Annotated in this window: 21 protein-coding genes; 15 read left to right on the top strand and 6 right to left on the bottom strand. The window is 42.4% G+C overall.

What is annotated here, in order from left to right; translation table 11 throughout:
* Positions 1 to 402 precede the first annotated feature (402 nt).
* The 12 genes from rsmD (at position 403) to N482_RS20615 (ending at position 13321) form a co-directional block, all read left to right on the top strand.
* The gene (gene rsmD / locus N482_RS20560; protein ID WP_063378848.1) at positions 403 to 984 is read left to right on the top strand and encodes a 16S rRNA (guanine(966)-N(2))-methyltransferase RsmD; all 582 of its coding nucleotides are present in this window, start codon (positions 403 to 405) and stop codon (positions 982 to 984) included.
* Positions 985 to 1163: 179 nt separating this feature from the next.
* Positions 1164 to 1379 (top strand): 30S ribosomal protein S21, encoded by a 216-nt coding sequence (gene rpsU / locus N482_RS20565; protein WP_010362466.1) that lies wholly within the window; start codon positions 1164 to 1166, stop codon positions 1377 to 1379.
* Between the two features lie 21 nt (positions 1380 to 1400).
* The gene (locus tag N482_RS20570) at positions 1401 to 1847 is read left to right on the top strand and encodes a GatB/YqeY domain-containing protein (protein WP_063378849.1); all 447 of its coding nucleotides are present in this window, start codon (positions 1401 to 1403) and stop codon (positions 1845 to 1847) included.
* Positions 1848 to 1922: 75 nt separating this feature from the next.
* The gene (dnaG, locus tag N482_RS20575; protein WP_063378850.1) at positions 1923 to 3680 is read left to right on the top strand and encodes a DNA primase; all 1758 of its coding nucleotides are present in this window, start codon (positions 1923 to 1925) and stop codon (positions 3678 to 3680) included.
* A 103-nt stretch (positions 3681 to 3783) separates the two neighbouring features.
* Positions 3784 to 5625, top strand: coding sequence for an RNA polymerase sigma factor RpoD (rpoD, locus tag N482_RS20580; RefSeq protein ID WP_063378851.1), 1842 nt, complete (start codon positions 3784 to 3786; stop codon positions 5623 to 5625).
* A gap of 187 nt (positions 5626 to 5812) precedes the next feature.
* Positions 5813 to 6688, top strand: coding sequence for a 50S ribosomal protein L11 methyltransferase (gene prmA / locus N482_RS20585; protein ID WP_063378852.1), 876 nt, complete (start codon positions 5813 to 5815; stop codon positions 6686 to 6688).
* Between the two features lie 279 nt (positions 6689 to 6967).
* Positions 6968 to 7939 carry a tRNA dihydrouridine synthase DusB gene (gene dusB / locus N482_RS20590; RefSeq protein WP_081228124.1) on the top strand — a complete coding sequence of 324 codons (972 nt, stop codon included), beginning with the start codon at positions 6968 to 6970 and terminating at the stop codon, positions 7937 to 7939.
* A 15-nt stretch (positions 7940 to 7954) separates the two neighbouring features.
* Positions 7955 to 8245 (top strand): DNA-binding transcriptional regulator Fis, encoded by a 291-nt coding sequence (gene fis / locus N482_RS20595; protein ID WP_010374122.1) that lies wholly within the window; start codon positions 7955 to 7957, stop codon positions 8243 to 8245.
* A 261-nt stretch (positions 8246 to 8506) separates the two neighbouring features.
* Positions 8507 to 10093, top strand: coding sequence for a bifunctional phosphoribosylaminoimidazolecarboxamide formyltransferase/IMP cyclohydrolase (purH, locus tag N482_RS20600; protein ID WP_063378853.1), 1587 nt, complete (start codon positions 8507 to 8509; stop codon positions 10091 to 10093).
* Positions 10094 to 10193: 100 nt separating this feature from the next.
* Positions 10194 to 11024, top strand: a complete 831-nt coding sequence (locus N482_RS20605; protein ID WP_063378854.1) for a class I SAM-dependent methyltransferase — start codon at positions 10194 to 10196, stop codon at positions 11022 to 11024.
* A 14-nt stretch (positions 11025 to 11038) separates the two neighbouring features.
* Entirely contained in the window at positions 11039 to 12322 is a 1284-nt protein-coding gene (purD, locus tag N482_RS20610) for a phosphoribosylamine--glycine ligase (RefSeq protein ID WP_063378855.1), read from the top strand.
* 186 nt (positions 12323 to 12508) lie between these two features.
* Positions 12509 to 13321 (top strand): DUF2797 domain-containing protein, encoded by an 813-nt coding sequence (locus N482_RS20615; RefSeq protein WP_063378856.1) that lies wholly within the window; start codon positions 12509 to 12511, stop codon positions 13319 to 13321.
* On the opposite strand, the gene N482_RS20620 is transcribed toward N482_RS20615, so the two are convergent.
* On the bottom strand, positions 13297 to 15813 hold the full coding sequence (locus tag N482_RS20620) for an EAL domain-containing protein (protein ID WP_063378857.1): 2517 nt from the start codon (positions 15811 to 15813) through the stop codon (positions 13297 to 13299). The two genes, N482_RS20615 and N482_RS20620, sit on opposite strands and share 25 nt — an antisense overlap.
* A gap of 77 nt (positions 15814 to 15890) precedes the next feature.
* On the opposite strand from N482_RS20620, the gene N482_RS20625 reads away from it, so the two are divergent.
* Positions 15891 to 16193: a hypothetical protein gene (locus tag N482_RS20625; protein WP_063378858.1), complete on the top strand. Its 303-nt coding sequence runs from the start codon at positions 15891 to 15893 to the stop codon at positions 16191 to 16193.
* Here the strand turns inward: N482_RS20625 and N482_RS20630 are convergent.
* The 5 genes from N482_RS20630 to N482_RS20650 all read right to left on the bottom strand — a co-directional run bounded on the left by N482_RS20630 (position 16190) and on the right by N482_RS20650 (position 20688).
* Entirely contained in the window at positions 16190 to 17107 is a 918-nt protein-coding gene (locus tag N482_RS20630; protein WP_063378859.1) for a histone deacetylase family protein, read from the bottom strand. The genes N482_RS20625 and N482_RS20630 overlap by 4 nt on opposite strands.
* Before the next feature lie 82 nt (positions 17108 to 17189).
* On the bottom strand, positions 17190 to 18761 hold the full coding sequence (locus N482_RS20635) for a serine hydrolase (protein WP_063378860.1): 1572 nt from the start codon (positions 18759 to 18761) through the stop codon (positions 17190 to 17192).
* Positions 18762 to 18776: 15 nt separating this feature from the next.
* Positions 18777 to 19277: a gamma-glutamylcyclotransferase family protein gene (locus tag N482_RS20640; protein ID WP_081228125.1), complete on the bottom strand. Its 501-nt coding sequence runs from the start codon at positions 19275 to 19277 to the stop codon at positions 18777 to 18779.
* 9 nt (positions 19278 to 19286) lie between these two features.
* A complete protein-coding gene (locus N482_RS20645; protein ID WP_063378861.1) occupies positions 19287 to 19910 on the bottom strand; it encodes a LysE family transporter in 624 nt (207 codons plus the stop codon).
* The gene (locus tag N482_RS20650; protein ID WP_063378862.1) at positions 19903 to 20688 is read right to left on the bottom strand and encodes a hypothetical protein; all 786 of its coding nucleotides are present in this window, start codon (positions 20686 to 20688) and stop codon (positions 19903 to 19905) included. The genes N482_RS20645 and N482_RS20650 overlap by 8 nt, the downstream gene beginning before the upstream one ends.
* A gap of 207 nt (positions 20689 to 20895) precedes the next feature.
* On the opposite strand from N482_RS20650, the gene N482_RS24545 reads away from it, so the two are divergent.
* Both N482_RS24545 and rsuA read left to right on the top strand, forming a co-directional pair.
* On the top strand, positions 20896 to 21225 hold the full coding sequence (locus tag N482_RS24545; protein ID WP_081228127.1) for a 5-carboxymethyl-2-hydroxymuconate Delta-isomerase: 330 nt from the start codon (positions 20896 to 20898) through the stop codon (positions 21223 to 21225).
* 48 nt (positions 21226 to 21273) lie between these two features.
* Positions 21274 to 21984, top strand: a complete 711-nt coding sequence (gene rsuA, locus N482_RS20655) for a 16S rRNA pseudouridine(516) synthase RsuA (protein WP_063378863.1) — start codon at positions 21274 to 21276, stop codon at positions 21982 to 21984.
* The last annotated feature ends 121 nt before the right edge of the window (positions 21985 to 22105 follow it).

The raw sequence follows: 22105 nt of genomic DNA on the forward strand, positions 1-22105 counted from the left end.
TAGACGCTCTGCTTCTTCACGCTCTGCCTGCTCTTTAGCTAGACGCTCTGCTTCTTCATGTTCGGTCTGAGCCTTATCAGACTTGCCAAACCCTAACCAAGACAGAAATTTATTCTTTTTTCCCATAACCAACTAATACCATGAAAGTTTTGTATTGCGATCCAGTGCTCATAACTACCTGTATGATTCACCGCATTAAAGCCAAACATCAATAGGGTAAATTCTCATCAGCATAACAGCTTGAACTTTAGAAATTGTGCAAAGACATTAATATTCAAATTTAAGACTCAGTAATCATTGTTATAATCACCGAGTTAACGCCATAATGTGCGCCTAGTGTATCATGTTCCAAGTAGATGAAAAATTTATAATCGTACACATGCAACTCGATAGTGAAGTTATATGAGAAAAAAGAAGCCCCAAACCCAAAGTAATGGTCATATCAGAATAATCAGTGGTAAATTTAAGGGCCGCAAGCTACCCGTCAAAGATGTTGAGGGCTTAAGACCAACAACGGATAGAGTAAAAGAAACACTATTTAATTGGTTAATGGCTGATATTCGACATGCGTCGGTATTAGATTGTTTTGCAGGTTCCGGTAATTTAGGCTTTGAGTGCCTGTCACGATTCGCTCAGGATGCAACTTTTATAGAGCTAGATAAAGGGGCAGCCGCTCAGATCAAAGCAAATGCCGTGACGCTCGGTTTAGATAACGCTGTCGTTTTTAACGCGAGTGCACTCGAATATCTAAAGAACAATCAAAATAACCAAACTTTCGATGTCGTTTTTCTTGATCCCCCATTCAGAAAAGACTTGCTTTCACCATGTTGTGATTTACTAGAACAGCATCAATGGCTACATGAAAATACACTTATTTACGTTGAATTCGAAAAAGAGTCTATGCCAGAACTTCCTGATAAATGGCAGCTTTTAAAAGAAAAACAAGCAGGCCAAGTCACCTGCATGTTATTTATAAGGTCTTAAAAGCTAAGCACCTATTTATTTGCTCAGATTTGGGGCATGACACAATAATTTAGATCCGCTATAATTTGATCTTTACACGCGGTCTCGCTTCGGCTTACAATACCGCACCATTTTTGAACCAATTGACCATTTTGCGGTCAATTTGAGCCAAGCTCATAATTTAGGTAGGTGAATTTTTAATGCCAGTAATTAAAGTAAGAGAAAACGAACCGTTTGACGTAGCACTTCGTCGTTTCAAGCGTTCATGTGAAAAAGCAGGTATCCTTTCTGAAGTTCGTCGTCGCGAACACTACGAAAAGCCAACTGCAGAGCGTAAGCGTAAGAAAGCAGCTGCAGTTAAGCGCCACATGAAAAAGCTTTCTCGTGAAAACGCACGTCGCGTTAAACTATACTAATTAACATTTGGTCTTGTACATATGAGCTTATTAGCGACGCTAAAAGACGCCCAAAAGGAAGCAATGAAAGCCAAAGACAAACTTCGTCTTGCGGCTATCAGAGCAGCTCTAGCTGAAGTCAAGCAACGCGAAATTGATAACCAGACAACGCTAGACGATGCTGGTATTACCTCCGTGTTGGTAAAACTGGTTAAACAGCGCAAAGACTCTTTCACTCAGTATACTGATGCGGGAAGAGAAGACTTAGCAGACGTTGAAGCTGGTGAAATAAAAGTGCTTGAATCATTCTTACCACAACCTTTTACCGAGGAAGAGGTATTAGCAATGATCGATGCAACCATTGCAGACACAGGCGCGGCTGGTATGCAAGACATGGGTAAAGTAATGGGTGTGATTAAAGCGAAAGCTGAAGGTCGTGCCGATATGGGCAAAATCTCTGGTTTAATAAAGCAAAGATTAAGCGCATAATACCCACATACAAATGTATGAAATTAGTAAACCGAGCCATGCGCTCGGTTTCTTCGTATAAGCGTTAGGAAAATTATGGCTGGCAAAATTCCACGGCAGTTTATCGATGATCTATTAGCTAGAACGGATATCGTTGAGTTGATCGATGGTCGTATTGGCTTAAAAAAAGCAGGTAAAGATTATCAAGCCTGTTGTCCTTTCCACAACGAAAAGACCCCTTCTTTCACAGTCTCTCGTGACAAGCAGTTTTATCATTGCTTTGGCTGTGGCGCAAACGGTAATGCCATCTCATTTCTAATGGAATATGACAAACTGGAGTTTGTTGATGCCATTGAAGAGCTCGCTGGCCTTTACAATTTGGATATCCCTAGAGAGCAAGGCCTAGGGGGACCACAGCGTAGCTTTGAAGAAAAAAAATCTGATTATGATTTAATGCAGCAAACGGCTAATTTCTATCAGCATCAGTTGGCAAACCACAACAATGCAGCTTCAGTTTTAAGTTACGTTCAAGGCCGAGGGTTATCAGAGCACACGATTCATAAATTTATGATCGGGTACGCACCATCCGAATGGGATGCGTTATTATCAAGACTCGCAAAAACACCAGCCCACCGCCAACAGCTAGTTGAATTAAAACTCGCCAGTGAAAAGGCACCTGGTCGACAGTTTGACTTCTTCCGCGACCGACTGATGTTTCCAATCCGAGATAAACGAGGTCGTGTTATCGCATTTGGTGGTCGAGTTATGAGCCAAGATCAGGGCCCCAAATACTTAAACTCACCTGAAACAAGAATCTTTCATAAAAGTTTTGAACTATATGGCTTTTATGAAGCCAAACAAGCGCATAAATCTCTTGAACAAGTGCTCATTGTCGAAGGCTATATGGACGTGGTTGCACTTTCAGAGTATGGCATCGACTATGCAGTCGCGGCGCTAGGTACAGCCACGACCATAGAACATATGCAAACGCTATTTCGAAATACTGATAACGTAATTTGTTGCTATGACGGGGATAGAGCTGGAAGAGATGCAGCTTGGCGAGCACTTGAGCATGCATTACCTAATTTAAAAGATGGAAAATCTTTAGGTTTTGTCTTTTTACCCGATGGTGAGGATCCTGATTCGCTGGTTCAAAAAGAAGGTAAAGAGCAATTTGAACAAAGGTTAACAAGTGCGGATGACTACAGTAAAGTGCTGTTCAGTCGTCTATCAGAGCAGTGCGACCTGACGACAGATGCTGGCAAAGCCAAACTTATGGCTGAAGCCATACCGCTTATTAATAAAATTCCCAGCGAATTTTATCAGGAGTCATTGTTAACCACACTGGCCCGATTAATTGGTAGAACGCGAGAGCAACTCAGTGCCAAATTGGCGACACCGAAAAAACAACATGCGATTGAGCGTAAGTTTAAAGTGACACCAATGAGAAGAGCTATAGGCCTGTTATTGCAACACCCTAAATTAGCACAAAGTGTAGATTACTTACCTGAATTGGCACATATGCAATTGCCAGGTATGGCGCTGTTTCTAAGGTTGCAACATAGCTGCTTAGAAAACCAGCACTACACGACCGCACATATACTAGAGTCGTTTCGTGATACACAAGATTACGAAGCACTCAAGAAGCTGGCTACTTGGCAACATAATATCCAAGAAGAAGCACTAGAAGACGAGTTTAAGCACACTTTTAAATTTATTGAAGATCAGTGTTTAAATCTGCGTTTAGAGACCTTACTTATTAAGGACAAAACAGAGGGCTTAAGTGGCGATGAACGACTGGAATGTGCGTTATTAACCCAAGCTTTAAGCACTCGTAGAACTGGCCAATATTAAATTTTGGTGTTATAATGTTCTATTCACTGCGTCAACCAAAATAACGCTGTTTTTAGCTGGCGCCCGTTGTATAAACTTTATCAGAGTGGAAGCAAAAATCTCTATGGATCAATCTCCTCAGTCACAACTCAAACTTCTGATTCAGAAAGGTAAAGAGCAAGGTTACTTAACTTTTGCAGAAGTTAACGATCACCTTCCACAAGACATCATAGATTCGGATCAAGTAGAAGATATCATTAGCATGATCAATGATATGGGTATTCAGGTTTCTGAAGCTGCCCCTGATGCCGATGAGTTGATGATGCAAGAAACCACCACCGACGAAGATGCGGCAGAAGCAGCGGCAGCTGCGCTAGCAACGGTAGAAAAAGAAATTGGCAGAACAACAGATCCTGTTCGCATGTATATGCGTGAGATGGGTACCGTTGAGCTTCTGACTCGGGAAGGCGAAATTCTAATAGCAAAAAGAATTGAAGAAGGGATTAACCAAGTACAGATTTCTGTAGCTGAATACCCTGAAGCAATTACTTACCTACTTGAACAGTGGGACAAATACGAAGCGGAAGAGATGCGCCTTAGCGACATCGTCACAGGCTTCTTTGATTCATTAGAAGACGATGAAGCGACAATTTCTGCAACGCACATCGGTTCAGAACTAAGTGAAGAAGACTTAGACGACGAAGACGATGAGTCTGAAGACGACGACGACTCTGACGAAGCCGATAATGGTCCAGATCCAGAGGTTGCCCGCGAGCACTTCGAGGAGCTACGCGCTTTATACACAAGCGCACGTAAATGCTTTGAAGAAAAAGGTCGTAGTCACCCAGACTCACAAACCGCGATTAAAGAAATTGGTGAGCTATTTAGAAAGTTTAAGCTAGTACCTAAACAGTTTGACCGCATGGTTAATAACATGCGTGAAATGATGGATAAAGTACGTGTTCAAGAACGTATTATCATGAAGCAAGCTGTTCAGATTGCAAAACTGCCTAAGAAAACATTCGTTAAGCACTTTGCGAATAACGAAACTGATGTTGCTTGGATTGATGCTGAAATCGCCTCTGGTGAAAAGCATTCTGAAAAATTACGTCAAGTAAGACCTGAAATCGATCGCTGTATCAACAAGCTTAAAGTCATTGAAGAAAGCACTGGCCTAAGTGTTGAGCGAATTAAGGACATTAACCGCCGTATGAGTATTGGTGAAGCGAAAGCTCGCCGTGCGAAGAAAGAGATGGTTGAAGCAAACTTACGTCTAGTAATCTCAATCGCGAAAAAGTACACCAACCGTGGTCTACAGTTCTTGGATTTAATTCAAGAAGGTAACATCGGCTTGATGAAAGCGGTTGATAAGTTTGAGTACCGTCGAGGTTATAAGTTCTCAACTTATGCAACTTGGTGGATCAGGCAGGCAATTACTCGTTCAATTGCAGATCAAGCGAGAACTATCCGTATCCCTGTACATATGATTGAAACGATCAATAAACTGAATCGTATTTCTCGTCAGATGTTGCAGGAAATGGGTCGTGAACCAAGTCCCGAAGAGCTGGCTGAACGCATGATGATGCCGGAAGATAAGATCCGTAAGGTGTTGAAGATTGCTAAAGAACCAATCTCAATGGAAACACCAATTGGTGATGATGAAGATTCACATCTTGGTGACTTCATCGAAGATACCACGATTGAATCTCCGATTGACTCTGCAACGATGGAAAGTTTACGTGGTGCTACTAACGAAGTGCTTGCTGGTCTTACTGCGAGAGAAGCAAAAGTACTACGTATGCGCTTTGGTATCGATATGAACACTGACCACACGTTGGAAGAAGTAGGTAAACAGTTTGACGTTACACGTGAACGTATTCGTCAGATCGAAGCGAAAGCACTTCGTAAACTGAGACACCCTTCTCGTTCAGATCTACTGAAAAGCTTCTTAGATGTAAAAGGCTAAGAGTAAAAATTACTAAAAAAGGCCGCATAATGCGGCCTTTTTACTTTGAACAATAACGAATGTATATCTGGTATACAGGCTAAATTAAAGCGATCTATCTAGCTGTTATAAATGTGATACTCACACTAAAACACACCACGTACATTCTAAACCCGCATAGCAATAAAAATTTACTAGGAACAACATTATGGCTTGGATCCAAATCCGAATTGATGCTAACAAAGAAACGGCAGATCAGATAAGTGATTTACTGATGGACATTGGTTGCCCTTCTGTGACTTTTATCGATAGCCAGAATAACCCTGTCTACGAGCCTAAGCCTGGCGAAGTGATCCTATGGCCTGAAACGACCGTCATTGGCCTTTTTGAAGCAACACATAATATGCAGTCTGTAGTTGGTTACCTGACTGAGAATATGTCTGACATGCCTAATTATAAAATTGAACAATTAGAGGACAAAGACTGGGAGCGGGAATGGATGGATAACTTCCACCCTATTAAGTTTGGTGAACGTTTGTGGATTTGCCCAAGCTGGCGCGATATTCCAGACCCAAATGCCGTAAATGTGTTGCTTGATCCTGGCCTTGCATTTGGTACTGGCACACACGCCACTACATCACTTTGTTTAAAATGGCTCGAAGCTCAGGATCTAAGTGGTAAGACAGTTGTGGATTTTGGCTGTGGTTCAGGCATTCTCGGTATTGCTGCCATCAAACTTGGGGCAGAGCGCGTTATTGGTATCGACATTGACCCTCAAGCACTTATCGCTAGTCGAGACAATGCGCAACGCAATGGTGTAGCAGACAAACTTGAAGTGTATTTGCCGGAAAATCAACCTGACTTCAAAGCCGATATAGTGGTTGCAAATATTCTTGCTCAGCCACTGAGAGAACTGCATGAAATCATTCTTGGTTTCTTAAAACCAAAAGGTGCAATTGCCATGTCTGGAATACTGGAAGAGCAAGCGGAATCCGTTGCAAATGTTTATGCGCCCTATATTGATTTAGATGCAATAAAGCAAGAGGGTGAATGGACCCGTGTAAGTGGAATTACAAAACAATAACAACTGTAACGACGAAATACTGAGTTAGTAATCTATTACGCGTAAAGCCTCCAATTAACAGGCTTTACGCTTTTTTTACAGCTCATGAAATAAATTAAAACTGTCACATAAAATAATTTTGTTTATTTTTAGGACAATTTTTTCCCGCCTTCATATTGTTACCAAAAGTCAACCCAAAAAGTTCAAAAAAAAAGCACTTATGTTCAATTTATAGCCTTTGATTTTTGCAAAAAAAACCGTAAACTTAGCGCCCCTTGAAAAGAGGCAGATTGAGTAGCAGTGCGTATAGGCCCATATCAACTTGAGAACAATGTAATCGTCGCGCCAATGGCGGGGATCACTGACCGTCCATTTAGACAACTATGTCGACGTCTAGGTGCAGGACTTGCGGTGTCGGAGATGTTGTCTTCAAATCCTAAGGTATGGAAAACTGATAAATCAATGAACCGTATGGATCATTCTGGTGAATCAGGTATACGTTCAGTGCAGATTGCAGGAGCTGATCCTGAACTCATGGCACAAGCCGCTCAATTTAATGTCCAAAATGGCGCGCAAATCATAGATATCAATATGGGTTGCCCAGCCAAGAAAGTGAACAAGAAACTCGCAGGTTCAGCACTATTGCAGTATCCGGATTTGGTCGAGGAAATAGTACAAGCCGTGGTTGGCGCGGTCAAAGTACCAGTAACCTTGAAGATCCGCACAGGATGGGATCCAGCGAACCGCAACGGCGTTGAAATTGCGAAAATAGCCGAACGCAATCGTATTGCATCACTGGCAGTGCACGGTAGAACGCGTGCTTGCATGTATAAAGGTGAGGCAGAATACGACACTATCAAAGCGATAAAGCAGTCGGTTTCTATACCTGTCGTAGCTAATGGCGACATAACGTCTCCAGAAAAAGCGAAACAGGTTTTGGATTATACGGGCGCAGATGCCATCATGATTGGTCGAGCCGCCCAAGGTCGTCCTTGGATTTTCCGAGAGATAGACTATTATTTGCGAACTGGAAAACATCTACCTACCCCAGAAGTTTCTGAGGTACGTAGTATTTTGATGGAGCACCTGCTAAACCTCCATCAGTTTTACGGTGAACCAATGGGTGCGCGCATCGCACGCAAACATGTATCTTGGTATTTGCAGTCCCATGACCAAGAAGGTCAATTTAGGCGAGTATTCAATGCCCTTGAGCAGCCAGAAGAGCAAATCGAGGCATTAGAAAACTATTTTGAAACACTAGCAGCTAACTAAGAAAGAGACATAAAGATGTTCGAACAAAATGTGACTTCTCCTTTTATCACTAACGCTCATGTTCAGTCACAAGAGAAACCGCAACCATTACGCGATGCAGTTAAAAAAGCTGTCCACCACTATTTAAAGCAGTTAAATGGTCAAGACGTACAAGATGTTTACGAGCTAGTTTTATCAGAACTAGAAGCGCCACTTCTTGAAGAAGTAATGACTTACACTCGTGGCAACCAGACACGTGCTGCGATCTTACTAGGTATCAACCGTGGTACTCTTCGTAAGAAACTTAAAAAATACGGTATGAACTAACCCGTAGTTTTTAATTCTCGAAAGCGCCTATCACAGGCGTTTTCGAACTCCACCCCATCATACTCACCAACTTCAAACTTTTTAATAGCACACCTCTCCTTTTTTTAGTTACAAATTTCATTCATAGACATACTTAACGATAAAGTTCAGTTTTTCTCAACCTCGTTAACATGATTTCCATCGTTTTCTCATCCTAGTTGAGCTAAAATACAGCCTTTCTAAGCTAGCCCTTAACTAATCATTGAGGAAATCAAAACCATCATGGATATACATCGTCCTATTCGTCGCGCACTTTTAAGCGTGTCAGATAAAACCGGTATCGTTGAGTTCGCTCGTGCACTTGCAGAGTCAGGTGTTGAACTACTTTCTACAGGCGGTACTTGCAAGCTCCTAGCCGACAACGGCATTCAGGTAACGGAAGTATCTGACTACACAGGCCACCCAGAGATCATGGATGGTCGCGTGAAAACTCTCCACCCGAAAGTACACGGTGGTATCTTGGGGCGTCGTGGCCAAGATGAAGGCGTCATGGCAGACAATAACATCTCTGCTATTGATATGGTTGTAGTTAACTTATACCCCTTTGCACAAACTGTTGCAAAAGCTGACTGCAGCCTTGAAGATGCAATCGAAAATATCGACATCGGCGGCCCAACAATGGTTCGCGCAGCAGCAAAAAATCACAAAGATGTAACGATTGTGGTTAATGCTAGTGACTATGACCGCGTACTTGCTGAAATTAAAGGTAACGAGGGTTCCACAACGTATAAAACACGTTTTGACCTAGCTATCGCGGCATACGAGCATACAGCACAGTATGACGGCATGATCGCAAACTACTTTGGTAAGCTTGTAGCAGATTACACAGAAGAAGCTGCTGAAGAGACTAAATTCCCACGTACTATCAACATGCAGTTTACTAAGAAACAAGACATGCGTTACGGTGAAAATTCACACCAAGACGCAGCTTTCTATGTTGAAAACGATATTGAAGAAGCATCGGTTGCAACCGCTACGCAACTTCAAGGTAAAGCCTTGTCATTCAACAACATTGCAGATACCGACGCTGCACTTGAATGTGTTAAGAGCTTTACAGCTCCTGCATGTGTTATTGTTAAGCACGCAAATCCATGCGGTGTTGCAGAAGATAAAGATATCTTAAGCGCTTATGACAGAGCCTTCAAAACAGATCCTACATCTGCTTTTGGTGGTATCATCGCTTTCAACCGAGAGCTTGATGCGGCTACAGCAAAAGCGATTGTTGAGCGCCAGTTTGTTGAAGTTATCATCGCTCCAAGTATCTCAGCAGAAGCTGCTGAAATCGTTTCTGAGAAGAAAAACGTGCGCCTTCTTGAATGTGGTCAGTGGGATGTAAAATCTACAGGCGTTGACATCAAACGTGTTAATGGTGGTGTACTTATCCAAGACCGCGATCAAGGCATGGTTACACTTGATGATTTAACTGTCGTGTCTAAACGCCAGCCTACAGAGCAAGAACTGAAAGACCTATTGTTCTGCTGGAAAGTCGCTAAATTTGTAAAATCAAACGCGATTGTATACGCACGTGACGGTATGACCATCGGTGTCGGTGCTGGCCAAATGAGCCGAGTGTACTCTGCGAAAATTGCGGGTATAAAAGCTGCAGACGAAAACCTTGAAGTTAAAGGTTCTGTAATGGCATCAGATGCGTTCTTCCCATTCCGAGATGGCATTGATGCGGCAGCAGAAGCTGGTATTACCGCAGTAATCCAGCCTGGTGGCTCAATGCGTGATGAAGAAGTCATTGCCGCAGCTGACGAAGCTGGCATGGCGATGGTATTCACTGGAATGCGCCATTTCCGCCATTAATCGAAAAGCGCGAGACGTTTAACGTTTCGCGCTTTTTGTTTGCACCAAATTCAAGTATTCTGGCCAAAAGACAATCATAACAACTTGAAGGAACTGAATAATGAAACTAGGTATTAAAGCTTTAATTACCGCGGGCATCGTAACTGCCATCGCAGGTTGTAGCAGTACTGGTGGTTCTAATAAGTCAGCTGTCAACATTGCCAAAGCAGCGCAAAGTAGTGAACGAGCAGAGAACAACCGTGCACGTGATAAATACCGCAATCCAGTCCAAACATTGGAGTTTTTTGGTCTTAAGCCGAATATGACAGTGGTAGAAATTTCTCCAGGCGGTGGTTGGTACACTGAAATACTGGCGCCAGCTATTAAAGGTCAAGGTACGCTATATGCCGCGCACTTCCCTGCAAGTTCTGAACGAGAGTATTTTAAAAATTCGCTTGCAGCCTTTAAAGATAAAGTTTCTACCGATCCGCGCTTTAGTGAAGTGAAAGTCACTGAGTTCTCAGCGGCCTCTCACCACGATGTTGCACCAGCAGGTTCTGCGGACATAGTTTTGACGTTCCGCAACGTACACAACTGGTATATGCGTCCAGGTGACGAAGGTGTTTTAAATTCTTTTAAAGCATTTCATAAAGCCCTGAAACCAGGTGGTATCTTAGGTGTGGTGGAGCACCGTTTGCCGGAACACCGCAATACTGAAGATCAGAAACGTTCAGGTTATATGAAGCAAAGCTACGTCATCGAAATGGCGAAAAAAGCGGGCTTTGAATTGGTAGCAAGCAGCGAAATCAATGCTAACCCACTAGACAGCGCAAACCATCCTCGTGGTGTTTGGACGCTACCGCCTAGACTTGCGCTTGGAGACGAAAAGTCAGCGCAGTACAAGGCGATTGGGGAAAGCGATCGTATGACTTTAAAGTTTAAAAAGATTTAATAGGAAACTTTGCCATGAATGTACTTGTCATTGGCAGCGGTGGCCGCGAACACGCACTCGCGTTCAAAGCCGCTCAAAACCCATCTGTAAAAACTGTATTTGTTGCACCTGGTAACGCAGGTACGGCACTTGAACCAAAGCTTGAAAATGTAGCTATTGGCGTTGAAGATTTAGACGCATTGGTGATGTTTGCAAAAGAGCAAAAGGTTGAACTGACGATTGTAGGACCTGAAGCACCGCTAGTTATTGGCGTTGTTGATCGCTTCCGTTCAGAAGGTTTAGCAATATTCGGCCCAACTCAAGCTGCTGCGCAGTTAGAGGGCTCTAAATCTTTCACGAAAGACTTTTTAGCTAGACATAACATCCCAACGGCAAGCTATCAAACATTTACTGAGATAGACCCTGCCATTGCATATGTTAAAGAGCAAGGAGCACCAATTGTTGTTAAAGCAGACGGTTTAGCGGCTGGTAAAGGCGTAATCGTTGCGATGACAGAGGCTGAGGCTGAAGAAGCGATACGTGACATGCTTGCTGGTAATGCATTTGGTGATGCCGGCAGCCGCGTAGTAATTGAAGAGTTTCTTGAAGGTGAAGAGGCGTCTTTCATCGTGATGGTAGATGGTAAAAATGTTCTACCATTCGCCACCAGCCAAGACCACAAACGTGCGTACAACGGCGATCAAGGCCCTAATACGGGCGGTATGGGTGCATACTCACCAGCCCCTGTAGTTACAACGGAAATCCATAATCGCATTATGGACGAGGTGATTAACCCGACTGTTGAAGGTATGGCAGCAGAAGGCCACCCTTATACAGGTTTCCTATATGCGGGCTTGATGATCACAGCAGATGGTATACCAAAAGTCATTGAATATAACTGTCGTTTTGGTGATCCTGAAACACAACCTATTATGCTTCGCTTGCAGTCAGATCTGGTTTCATTAATTGAAGCTGCAAACAGACAAGAGCTTGACCAAACAGACATTCAGTTTGATCCAAGAGCAGCCGTAGGTGTTGTACTGGCAGCCAAAGACTACCCAGCAAGCTATCCAAAAGGTGATGCGATTTCAGGCCTTCAAGTAGAATATTCTGAAGGCGAAAAAGTATTTCATGCGGGTACAAAGCAGCAGGGTAACGATGTTGTAACTGCCGGTGGACGTGTATTGTGTGCAACAGCACTTGGCCATTCGGTGACTGAAGCTCAGAAACGCGCTTATGCACTGGTAAAAGACATTCATTGGGATGGTGTTGAATATCGTACAGATATTGCCTACCGAGCAATTGCTAGAGAGCAATAGCCTCTTTGAATAGTAAAAAAGCGGCTGTTCATCAGCCGTTTTTTTCTAAGTACAAAATGTTGAATAAAAATGAAAACCAATATCAATTTCAAACAATTGAAATGTATGTGTTTTTTATTTTTACCATTGGTATTTTTCATCTGACTTGCTAGGATCTCCTTTTGATTCATCTTTAGGGGCGTAAAGATGCAAGGTACTTTGAAAAAACTCAAAGCCACACTCACAAACCCAATTCAGTACCAATTGCCAATTGGCGATGAGCTCGTCAACCTTAACGAGTATTTTGGTCGCGAAATTACACTGACCTTTAGCGGCAATATTTATTGCTGTAGTTGCGGTAAGAAAACCAAAAAGAGCTACTCACAAGGTCATTGCTTCGTTTGCATGAAAAAGCTGGCAAGCTGCGACATGTGTATCATGAAGCCTGAAACATGCCATTTTGATAACGGCACTTGCCGAGAGCCTGAATGGGGAGAAGCCAACTGCATGATCCCGCATTATGTTTATTTGGCCAACACATCAGGTTTAAAAGTCGGGATCACGCGACACACCCAGATCCCAACACGCTGGATAGATCAGGGAGCAACCCAAGCTCTTCCTATTTTCAAGGTTCAAACACGCTTGCAGTCAGGCCTTGTTGAAGTCGCACTGGCCGAGTTTATTGCTGACAAAACCAATTGGCGCAATATGCTCAAAGGAATAAACCCCGAGTTGGATTTGAAGGAAAGTGCGCAAGTCTTGCTCCCAAAAATTCAAGAAAAGTTAGATGAGTTGGCGCAACTTTTTGGGGCTACAGCAATTGAGAGATTAAATGAAGATGTAGTAGATCTCACTTTCCCTGTGAATGACTACCCTACAAAAATAAGCTCTTTTAACTTTGATAAAGAACCCACGGTAACGGGGGTTTTAAAAGGGATAAAAGGCCAATATCTTATTTTTGAAAACGGTGTGATCAATATCCGTAAATTCACCTCTTATGAAGTCAGCTTTTCGGCCTGATAAAACCCGATCCAAGCCGCTTTTGAAAGCGGCTTGCAGTACAAATATCCCTGCATAGCATGGCAACCTAACTTTTGTAAAAACTGCATTTGCTCTATCTTTTCAACGCCCTCTGCTACCACATGTAATTTGAGAGCTTTGGCCATCGCGACAATCGCACTGACAACCTCACTGTTACCGTATTCATCAGGAATTTTGGCTATAAAACTGGGATCTATTTTTAAAATATCTATCGGTAACTTAGTAAGATAACTCAATGCAGAATACCCTGTTCCAAAGTCGTCTAACGCGATACTCACACCCAGTTTTTTCAAATCACCTAATACCGTTTTTGCCTTTTGAAAGTTGTCTACGAAGCAGCTTTCAGTGAGCTCTAACTCAATTTGACTTCCTTTTACACCGTACTTATCGAGTGCGGAATTTAACGTATTGACTAAGTCCCCTTGTGTAAGATGCTGCGCTGAAACATTAATGGCTAACCGGCGCACATCACACCCTTGTTGAAGCCAAATGGTCAGTTGTGCACACGCTCGATCAATAACCCACTCATCCAGTTTGACAATCAACCCTAACTCCTCGGCCAACGGAATAAACTGCCCCGGCGAAATCATACCTAAATTAGGGTCTTGCCATCGTAATAAGCACTCTAAACTCATAATACGGCCACTGGCCAAGCACTTTAAAGGCTGGAAATACAATTCAAATTCTCCGTTTTCAAGCGCGCTTTGAAAACGGCTCTGCATCGATAGTCGCTCCAATGAACGAGCATTCATTGAGGCTTTATACATTTGGAAGGAATTTCGTCCCAGCTCTTTTGAACGATACATGGCGACATCAGCGTGCTTGAGTAGGCTTTCGCTGTCCAGTCCATCCTCTGGGTACATCGAAGCACCCAGTGATGCTGTCGCTGCAACTGAGATTTCGCCTAAGTTAAAGGACTTGTTAAATTGTAATAAGAGTTTATCAGCAAAGGAAAGCACACTCTCCACATCGCGAACTTCAGTAAGAAGCACTACAAATTCATCTCCACCCAAGCGTGCTAATGTATCACCCTCTTTGAGTATTGACTTGATGCGCTCACTCACCTGAATAAGTAGCTTATCCCCTGCACTATGGCCTAACGTATCATTCACTTCTTTAAATCGGTCCAAATCAATAAACATGATACTAATTTTATGGTTATCACGATGCGCTGATGCCAGTGCCATTGCCAGTCGGTCGTAAAACAATCGTCTATTTGGTAATCCCGTAAGCTCATCAAAATAGGCCAGACGCGCTATTTTTTCTTCTGCATTTTTACGTTCGGTAATATCACTGAAAATAGCAGCATAGAGCACTTCATCACTGTAGGGCTCATTGATTTCAATGATGGTTAACCACTCAACGTAAATTTCACCACTTTTCTTTTTATTACAGATTTCACCTTGCCATACACCTTTGGCTCTTAGTTCTGCCCACATGGTGTCGTAGTATGGCTTTTCATGTAGCCCCGAACTTAAAATACTGGGCTTTTTACCTATAACTTCATAATCTTGATAACCAGTTAACGCACTAAAAGCCGGATTTATTTGGATTATCTCTCCACTACTTCGCGTGATCATAATGCCATCCAATGACGCGTCTATTATTCGATTGGCAAGGTATAAATTCTTTTCTGACTTTCTAAGCGCAATGTCTCGTTGCGCTAGCACATTTTCTAATTCGCTACAGTACGCTGTCTCAATTTCCGTGAGTACATTCTTTAAGGCTAACAACCCAATAACTTGTTGGGATTTTGACTCTCGTACCACTAAATGCCGAATCGATTTAGCGGTCATTTTCCTGTAGGCATCAAACAGGCTCTCATCAGGTGTCATAGACAACATGGGGTAACTGGCTAAGTGCCAGCAAGGCATCTGCCATTGTGGCCGCAAAATCGCGTACGCCACGTCCCTTTGCGTAATAATGCCATATTCATTAAGTTGCTGATGATAAACCAGCACGGCTGTTGCCCCTTCGATGCGCATTACTTCGATGGCTTCGCTAATACACTGTTCACTGTCGAGTATTTTGACACTAGTATCATAGTGATCAGCAATGGGGCGAAAATGTAAGTAGTGGTCTAAGCCTTGGTTTCTGACAATATCAGATAAAGACACCACACCAATTGGCGTGAAATTCACTCCTTTGACTAATAAGTGCCGAATGCCAAGCTGGTGGAGCTTAACAGTGGCTTCACTAAGCGTTTTATCTACCAAGATATCATGCACAGGCGATGTCATGACCTGACCAATGGGTAACTCCATGATGCGAACATTTTTAATATCTAGTTTGACGCAATCTGACTCAGTCCAAATGCCAACAATTTCTTCGTTGTCTTTGACAAAAATAGAACTAATACTATGTTTTTGCATGATACAGAGTGCATCATGTAAGCTGGTCGAATAGTCACATGACAGTAAATTAGTCGAAAACACGTCTTTTATTTTCAGCTGACGTGAATCACCCATCATAAGCACTTTCCTCGCAATTACACTACCAACTTGAGTATACTTTGCCACCTAGTGCTGACTTTGACTGAGAACAAATTATGATGATTAAATCGTACCCATTAGTGCTTATATTCGACCAAAGTATAGAGTACGTTGACAACGTTCAAGCCCTGCAAGATAGTTTGTTCTACCTTTCAGAAAAACAATTAAAAACAGCGATATATATCAATTCAAACGAAGAGGTCTACGACCTAAGTGGCAATCGTAAAAATGCACCAAGCCATTCAGTTTTAACTACATTAGTGCAACAAAAGCTTGTTTCAGAAGGACAGTGTTGTACCGCCAAAATCCAAATAACCCAATTACACCAGCTATTTAGTTTGTTAAAGGATTTTAGTTAAAACTCAGCCAGTGTACGCAGGTGAGTCTCGACGCTGCGACCTAGAGATGAAAGGTCGTAGCCACCTTCTAGGCATGAAATAATGCCCAAACAGTTTAATTCCTGACTCAGTTTAGCAACTTCTTTGGTAAACCAAGCATAATCACTCTCGACAAACTTAAGTCCGCCCATGTCATCTTCTAAGTGAGCGTCAAATCCTGCACTAATGAAAATAAGTTCTGGTTTAAATGCCTTAATTAAAGGTGACCACTGCTGAGAGAAAAGCGCTTTTAAGTCATTCCCATCACTGGCAGCTGGTAGAGGAGAATTTAATACTGTTTCAGTATTTTCAATTTCACTATTAGGGTAAAAAGGGTATTGGAACAAAGAACAAAATAGGATGTCTGAGTTATCCTTAAAAATTGCTTGTGTACCATCACCATGATGCACATCAATATCTAATATCGCTATCCGTTGAACCCCCTGCTGCTTAGCATAAGCAACGGCTATGGCCACATTGTTGAACACGCAAAATCCTGCAGACTTATTTTGACTCGCGTGATGACCTGGCGGGCGTACCGAACAAAAAGCCGCATCGAGGCGTCCTGCTAGTACTTCATCCACAGCCAAAATACCTGCACCAACCGCCCGTTCAATCGCTTTAAAGGAGTCTTTACACAGCGCAGTATCACCATCTAACTCCGCAATCCCCTGTTCAGGAATTGCGTTAATAACTTGTGTGATATGTTCACTGTCATGCACCAAAGAAAAATGCGCCACGTCAGCTTTGGGGGCACTCAAATGAGTCAACGCGATATCCAACCCAGATGCCAATATACGATCGGAAATCGCGTCCAGCCGCTGTGGGCACTCTGGATGTTCAGAGTGCATTTTATGCTTTCGACAGAATGGGTGGCTAATGATTGCTGTACGCATAACAATTCCTTGCTCAAGACCAGCTCAAGTGTATCAAAGTTTACTATTACGAGCCTTGATACTTTGGTTCTATTCCTTTTACCTATTCTTTAGGCTTGGGGAAAGCTTTTAAATTTAGGTCGTGAAAATCAAAACTAAAATCGGTAATTTCTGGGTTAACCCATTCCATCTCAGCACTTTCTACGTGGCCTTTATCGTTCAACTTAAAATGAATATACGCATCAGCCTCAAGCAACTTCTCATCCCATTTCACTACAAAACTGTGGCCACCATGGTGATGTAGCGAGCCTTTTAATAATCCTGTATGGGTAAAATCGATACGTAATTCACCTGCTATTTTTTCCACGATCACGTCACCATACCAAGGACTGCGCAGTGTACCTGTATAGTGATCATCGGAGAGACCCTTTTTCTTTCTTTTTGGTTTAACTGGTCCAAACTTGCTGTATTTTTCACTTCGACTTTCATGATAAGTTTTAGCACTGTCAGCGACCCAGTTGTGAGGCGCTAGATCTAATGCTTGCTCAAACACTTCGTTAGCAATGGCTCTAAGCGCTGGGTAAGCCTGCTGATTAGATAGCAACACAACTCCAACTCCCTTTTCTGGGATCATTGCTACCAGAGAGCCCATCCCCAGAATACCGCCTACATGGCCTACTTTTTTATAGCCGAAGTAACTTTCTAACGACCAACCTAAGCCATACCCTTTAAAGTGTTGTCTAAAACCCTGTAGAGCTTGCTCTTCGGGTACACGCATAATATGTGGATGCCACATATTGCTCTGCGATTTTGAGCCAAACAACACCTCCCCTGAAGACGTTGTACCAACATTCATTTGCGTCTGCATCCACTTCGCCATATCAGTCACATTAGACGTTATTGAGCCAGCTCCTCGAAAGTCCTCAAGGTAGTCTCCAATGAACTCCTCTAATTGGCCTTGATATTCAATGGTACCCGTCGCAAAATTTGAATTAGCGTGGGGAATTCGAGAAAATGCAGCATAGGAGCCATTCATGCCCACTTTAGAAAAAATATGTTGCTCTACAAATTCGTGCCAGCTGATGCCACTGACTCGACTCACAACTTCACCCGCAACGACAAACATCAGGTTGTTATAATTGTATTCATTACGAAATTGCGAAACGGGCTTTAAATATTTCAGGCCTTTTAAAATATCCTCAACAGACTTATCAGTATCTGGCCAAATCATTAAATCACCAGCACCCAGGCCAAGACCACTCCGATGACTCAGTAAATCCCGTATCGTCATTTGTTCAGTTAGCGCTTTGCTATAGAGCTCAAACTCGGGCAAATGCTTCACTACAGGGTCGTCCCACTTAAATTTACCTTGCTCAACTAACATTGCTAACGCAGCCGCCGTAAACGCTTTACTATTGGATGCAATGCCAAATAAAGTACGCTCATCCACCTGCGTTTCTTTTCCGTAGCTTCTGACACCAAACCCTTTTGCCATTACCACTTTTCCATCGTTGACAATACCAACTGCAAGTCCAGGTATCGAAAAGCTCTTCATAGCCATATTAACTGACTTTTCTACTTCTTCTAACTGAGTATCTGTAAGTGCGAATGTATTGCTGCTCATCAGTAGTGCTGAACTGACAAAAAGCGCTTTACGCCAAAGAGTGTGCTTCATTTCCATATTGCCTTGTTATTTATATATCTCTAATTCCAATTGCTCCCGCTTAACGTCGGGATCTTGCATGCTAGTTTGATGATTGATGGTATCTATGTAACTTGAAGGAAAACAGTGCTCTCTCGCACCAATTAGTACATGCTGTTTGTACCAGCTAAATGGAAGTTGATCAGTGTGAAACGTATTGGCAATGTAGCAATACGCCTCAAGGAATTCGCCGTTTAAAAGCCTTACCTGCTTCGACACACGGTCATACCGCGCCCCTTCAATCGAATCCAATGTACTTAATTCTTCTGATGAAAGCGTGTAAATCACACCCAAAACCCGACTAGATACTGCCTCGGTGCGTGTAATGTCACATTTTGCCGATCCATCCTTGCTCAACATATTAAATGTTAATTCATGCCCTTTCAGCTCAGCAACGCCTCGACACTGTGCGTGCGGCAACCTTATGAACAAACGTCTCGTGGACAAGTTAGACCCGTAAGCGAAGTAGTAATGTACCATTGTATTCATGTGTAGGCCCTAAACTACCACTCTTAAGGCCAACAATATCAATATCACTCCAATTCCTCGGTCAAACCAGTGTCCTGCACGATAAAAGAAATGCCGAACTGAATTTTTGGATAAAATAACCGAGAGAATTGAGAACCAGATCCACGTAGCCAAAGCCATATAGACACCATAAAAAATTTGTACCTGCTGAGGGGTTTCTGGGTCAATCATGAGTGTAAACAATGATAAGAAAAACAACGTTGCTTTTGGATTAAGGGCATTTACTAAAAAACCTCTTTGCAACGCCTTCCAGTTAGACTCAGAGACACGCTGTGCATGTGCTTCTTTTTGCCCTTGAGGCGGTTTAGCCGAACGTAACGCCTGTATGCCCATGTACGCCAAGTATGCACCAGCTAGATATTTAAACACATTGAATAATTCAGGTGATTGAGATAGAAGGAGCGCCACGCCAAGTAGACAGTAACTGACATGTACAAAAATTCCGAGCCCTACACCAGCGCTAGTGAACAACGCGTTTTTGCGGCCTTGCTGTACACTCTGCTTCAACACTATCGCAAAATCTGGACCTGGGCTCGCCACGGCAAAGAAATGCGCCAATGCAATAATAATAAACTCATCTAAGTATTCAAGCACCGCTACGTTCCTCTAGTGCCAATAAGATCGGATCTGGGCTCGTATGCAAAATCTGCTTTAACTGCTTTTCTGCCTTCTTATACATGCTTTTTAAGTGAGGCTTTAAATGTTTACCTCCTTGACTATTGGGCTTAAAGTGACACACAAGGGCATGTAAGAATACACTTTCCTGTTCACTTAGTGCCGCTTGGCGATTAGCGTAAGGGTTATAGCAAGAACCACACCCCCCTCTAAAATGATATGCGGTATTGCACAGCATTGTGCCAAATCCCATATAAATCGCCACAACATCCGCTGCAACAGCTAAGTTTTGCTGACCGCCCGGTGGTAACTTGCCTACATGATGGATAAGCATTAAAGCCATACTACCAGCCATACTTGCAACTAAGTCTTGAGGTTGATTAATTTGATTCGGATTATAAGACACAGAGACAGCTTGAAGCGGTGCTTGAATAAGTTCAATGTTTTCCCCTCTCAGGCCGTTTGCAAAAGAAAAATGGGGAAATGTCTGCTGCATGGACATAAGTTGAGGCGAAGTCAATTGAATCGGCCACTGTGTTAGACCTGCATAACTTCTTACACGCTCAAAAACCGAGCTAGCCATCTCTTCGACACTAGTTACTCGGTCGGGGAAAAACTGCTCTGTAGGTTGCACTATTGGTGTTTTTTGTAAGAAATAATCGCTGTCGAAATGCTCAACTGCCCACAAAAACAAATCTAGTATAGATTGAGATTCAACCTCTTCTAATAGTGGCTTTGACTTAAAAATAGATAACATATTCAATCCAACACGACCTCTTAGATAAACAGCAACACCTTATCAAGGAGCCTTCAATTAAAGCAAGCTGCCTGACTGATTAAATGAATTAAAAGCAGTGTAACATTATTTAACTTTTGATCATCGGTTTAGCTATTTTTGCTGTGTTGGCTTTCCTTCAGAACCCCTTTATTATATAGCTCTGTAATATAATACGCTGTACCTACCATGCCGCATATCATCATAGAACATTCGAAGACACTTGATGTCTGCTTGTCTAAGCTCCTGTCCTCTGTATATCAGAGTGTCATTGATTCAAAGCTATTTGACATAACCACAATTAAAACCAGACTAATAGAATACCAAGCCTGTTTGCTTGGCGATGACAGAGAAGACTTTGTCCACGTTCAAATACATTTGCTAGAGGGACGGACTCAATCGCAAAAGCAAATTTTAAGTGAGCTGGTGTTGTCTGAGCTGCAACACATTTTGTCCGATGGTGTCAGTTTAAGCGTTCATCCTTACGATTTAGATCCGACTATTTATCGAAAAAATTAAATATTTTATAATTAATACTTTTTTATAACATATCATCTGAGAAATACTATGAAATTCCCATGCCGTTTAGACAAGTTTGTAAGTAATATTGGTGAGCTACCGCGCACCAAAGTAAAGTCGTTAATTAAAAAAGGCAATGTCACTGTAAACGGTCTTGTGTGTAAAAGAAATGAACTGCAAATCGCGGCGACCGACGAAATAAAAATAAACGATAAGACCTTGAAATACTTAGGTAAAAGATATTTCATGTTGCATAAACCCCAAGGCTACGTATGTGCCAATCAGGACGACTTACATCCAACTGTTTTTGATCTTTTAGATGAGCCTAACTTAAAAGATTTTCATATTGCTGGTCGACTAGACATTGATACAACCGGTTTAGTTCTTATCACCAATGATGGTGATTGGTCACACCAAATCACTTCGCCTAAGAAGCAAAAATTCAAGACTTACCTTGTTGAAACGAAAGAAATAATAACAGAAGAAGCACTAAAAAAATTGCGCGAAGGTGTGGCTTTACACAACGAAAAGCAGCTCACTCAACCGGCTCAAGCTGAGCCCTTAGATAAATATGCGTTGAGGCTGTCTATCTGTGAAGGGAAATACCACCAAGTTAAGCGTATGCTTGCAGCAGTTGACAACCATGTCATTGAATTACATAGAGAAAAGGTAGGAGGCATTGCGTTAGATAGCGGCTTATCTGCAGGCCAATATCGACCACTCACGGAGCAGGAAATAAGCATAATCAATGCAATGTAATGGGGAGGAAAGTCGTCATATGAGGAAAAATCATCTAATTTTTATTCATATACAGTAATGGGCTACTTACATACTCCGCTTAAACATGATAAATCATAAAAGTGGAGTTCCATAATCATTT

The organism is Pseudoalteromonas luteoviolacea NCIMB 1942, from assembly GCF_001625595.1.
GTDB lineage: Bacteria > Pseudomonadota > Gammaproteobacteria > Enterobacterales > Alteromonadaceae > Pseudoalteromonas > Pseudoalteromonas luteoviolacea_A.

Excerpts from the sequence above, each read along its gene's own strand:
- rsmD (WP_063378848.1), top strand. The coding sequence starts at position 403 with ATGAGAAAAAAGAAGCCCCAAACCCAAAGTAATGGTCATATCAGAATA.
- rpsU (WP_010362466.1), top strand. The coding sequence starts at position 1,164 with ATGCCAGTAATTAAAGTAAGAGAAAACGAACCGTTTGACGTAGCACTT.
- N482_RS20570 (WP_063378849.1), top strand. The coding sequence starts at position 1,401 with ATGAGCTTATTAGCGACGCTAAAAGACGCCCAAAAGGAAGCAATGAAA.
- dnaG (WP_063378850.1), top strand. The coding sequence starts at position 1,923 with ATGGCTGGCAAAATTCCACGGCAGTTTATCGATGATCTATTAGCTAGA.
- rpoD (WP_063378851.1), top strand. The coding sequence starts at position 3,784 with ATGGATCAATCTCCTCAGTCACAACTCAAACTTCTGATTCAGAAAGGT.
- prmA (WP_063378852.1), top strand. The coding sequence starts at position 5,813 with ATGGCTTGGATCCAAATCCGAATTGATGCTAACAAAGAAACGGCAGAT.
- fis (WP_010374122.1), top strand. The coding sequence starts at position 7,955 with ATGTTCGAACAAAATGTGACTTCTCCTTTTATCACTAACGCTCATGTT.
- purH (WP_063378853.1), top strand. The coding sequence starts at position 8,507 with ATGGATATACATCGTCCTATTCGTCGCGCACTTTTAAGCGTGTCAGAT.
- N482_RS20605 (WP_063378854.1), top strand. The coding sequence starts at position 10,194 with ATGAAACTAGGTATTAAAGCTTTAATTACCGCGGGCATCGTAACTGCC.
- purD (WP_063378855.1), top strand. The coding sequence starts at position 11,039 with ATGAATGTACTTGTCATTGGCAGCGGTGGCCGCGAACACGCACTCGCG.
- N482_RS20615 (WP_063378856.1), top strand. The coding sequence starts at position 12,509 with ATGCAAGGTACTTTGAAAAAACTCAAAGCCACACTCACAAACCCAATT.
- N482_RS20620 (WP_063378857.1), bottom strand. The coding sequence starts at position 15,813 with ATGATGGGTGATTCACGTCAGCTGAAAATAAAAGACGTGTTTTCGACT.
- N482_RS20625 (WP_063378858.1), top strand. The coding sequence starts at position 15,891 with ATGATGATTAAATCGTACCCATTAGTGCTTATATTCGACCAAAGTATA.
- N482_RS20630 (WP_063378859.1), bottom strand. The coding sequence starts at position 17,107 with ATGCGTACAGCAATCATTAGCCACCCATTCTGTCGAAAGCATAAAATG.
- N482_RS20635 (WP_063378860.1), bottom strand. The coding sequence starts at position 18,761 with ATGAAGCACACTCTTTGGCGTAAAGCGCTTTTTGTCAGTTCAGCACTA.
- N482_RS20640 (WP_081228125.1), bottom strand. The coding sequence starts at position 19,277 with ATGAATACAATGGTACATTACTACTTCGCTTACGGGTCTAACTTGTCC.
- N482_RS20650 (WP_063378862.1), bottom strand. The coding sequence starts at position 20,688 with ATGTTATCTATTTTTAAGTCAAAGCCACTATTAGAAGAGGTTGAATCT.
- N482_RS24545 (WP_081228127.1), top strand. The coding sequence starts at position 20,896 with ATGCCGCATATCATCATAGAACATTCGAAGACACTTGATGTCTGCTTG.
- rsuA (WP_063378863.1), top strand. The coding sequence starts at position 21,274 with ATGAAATTCCCATGCCGTTTAGACAAGTTTGTAAGTAATATTGGTGAG.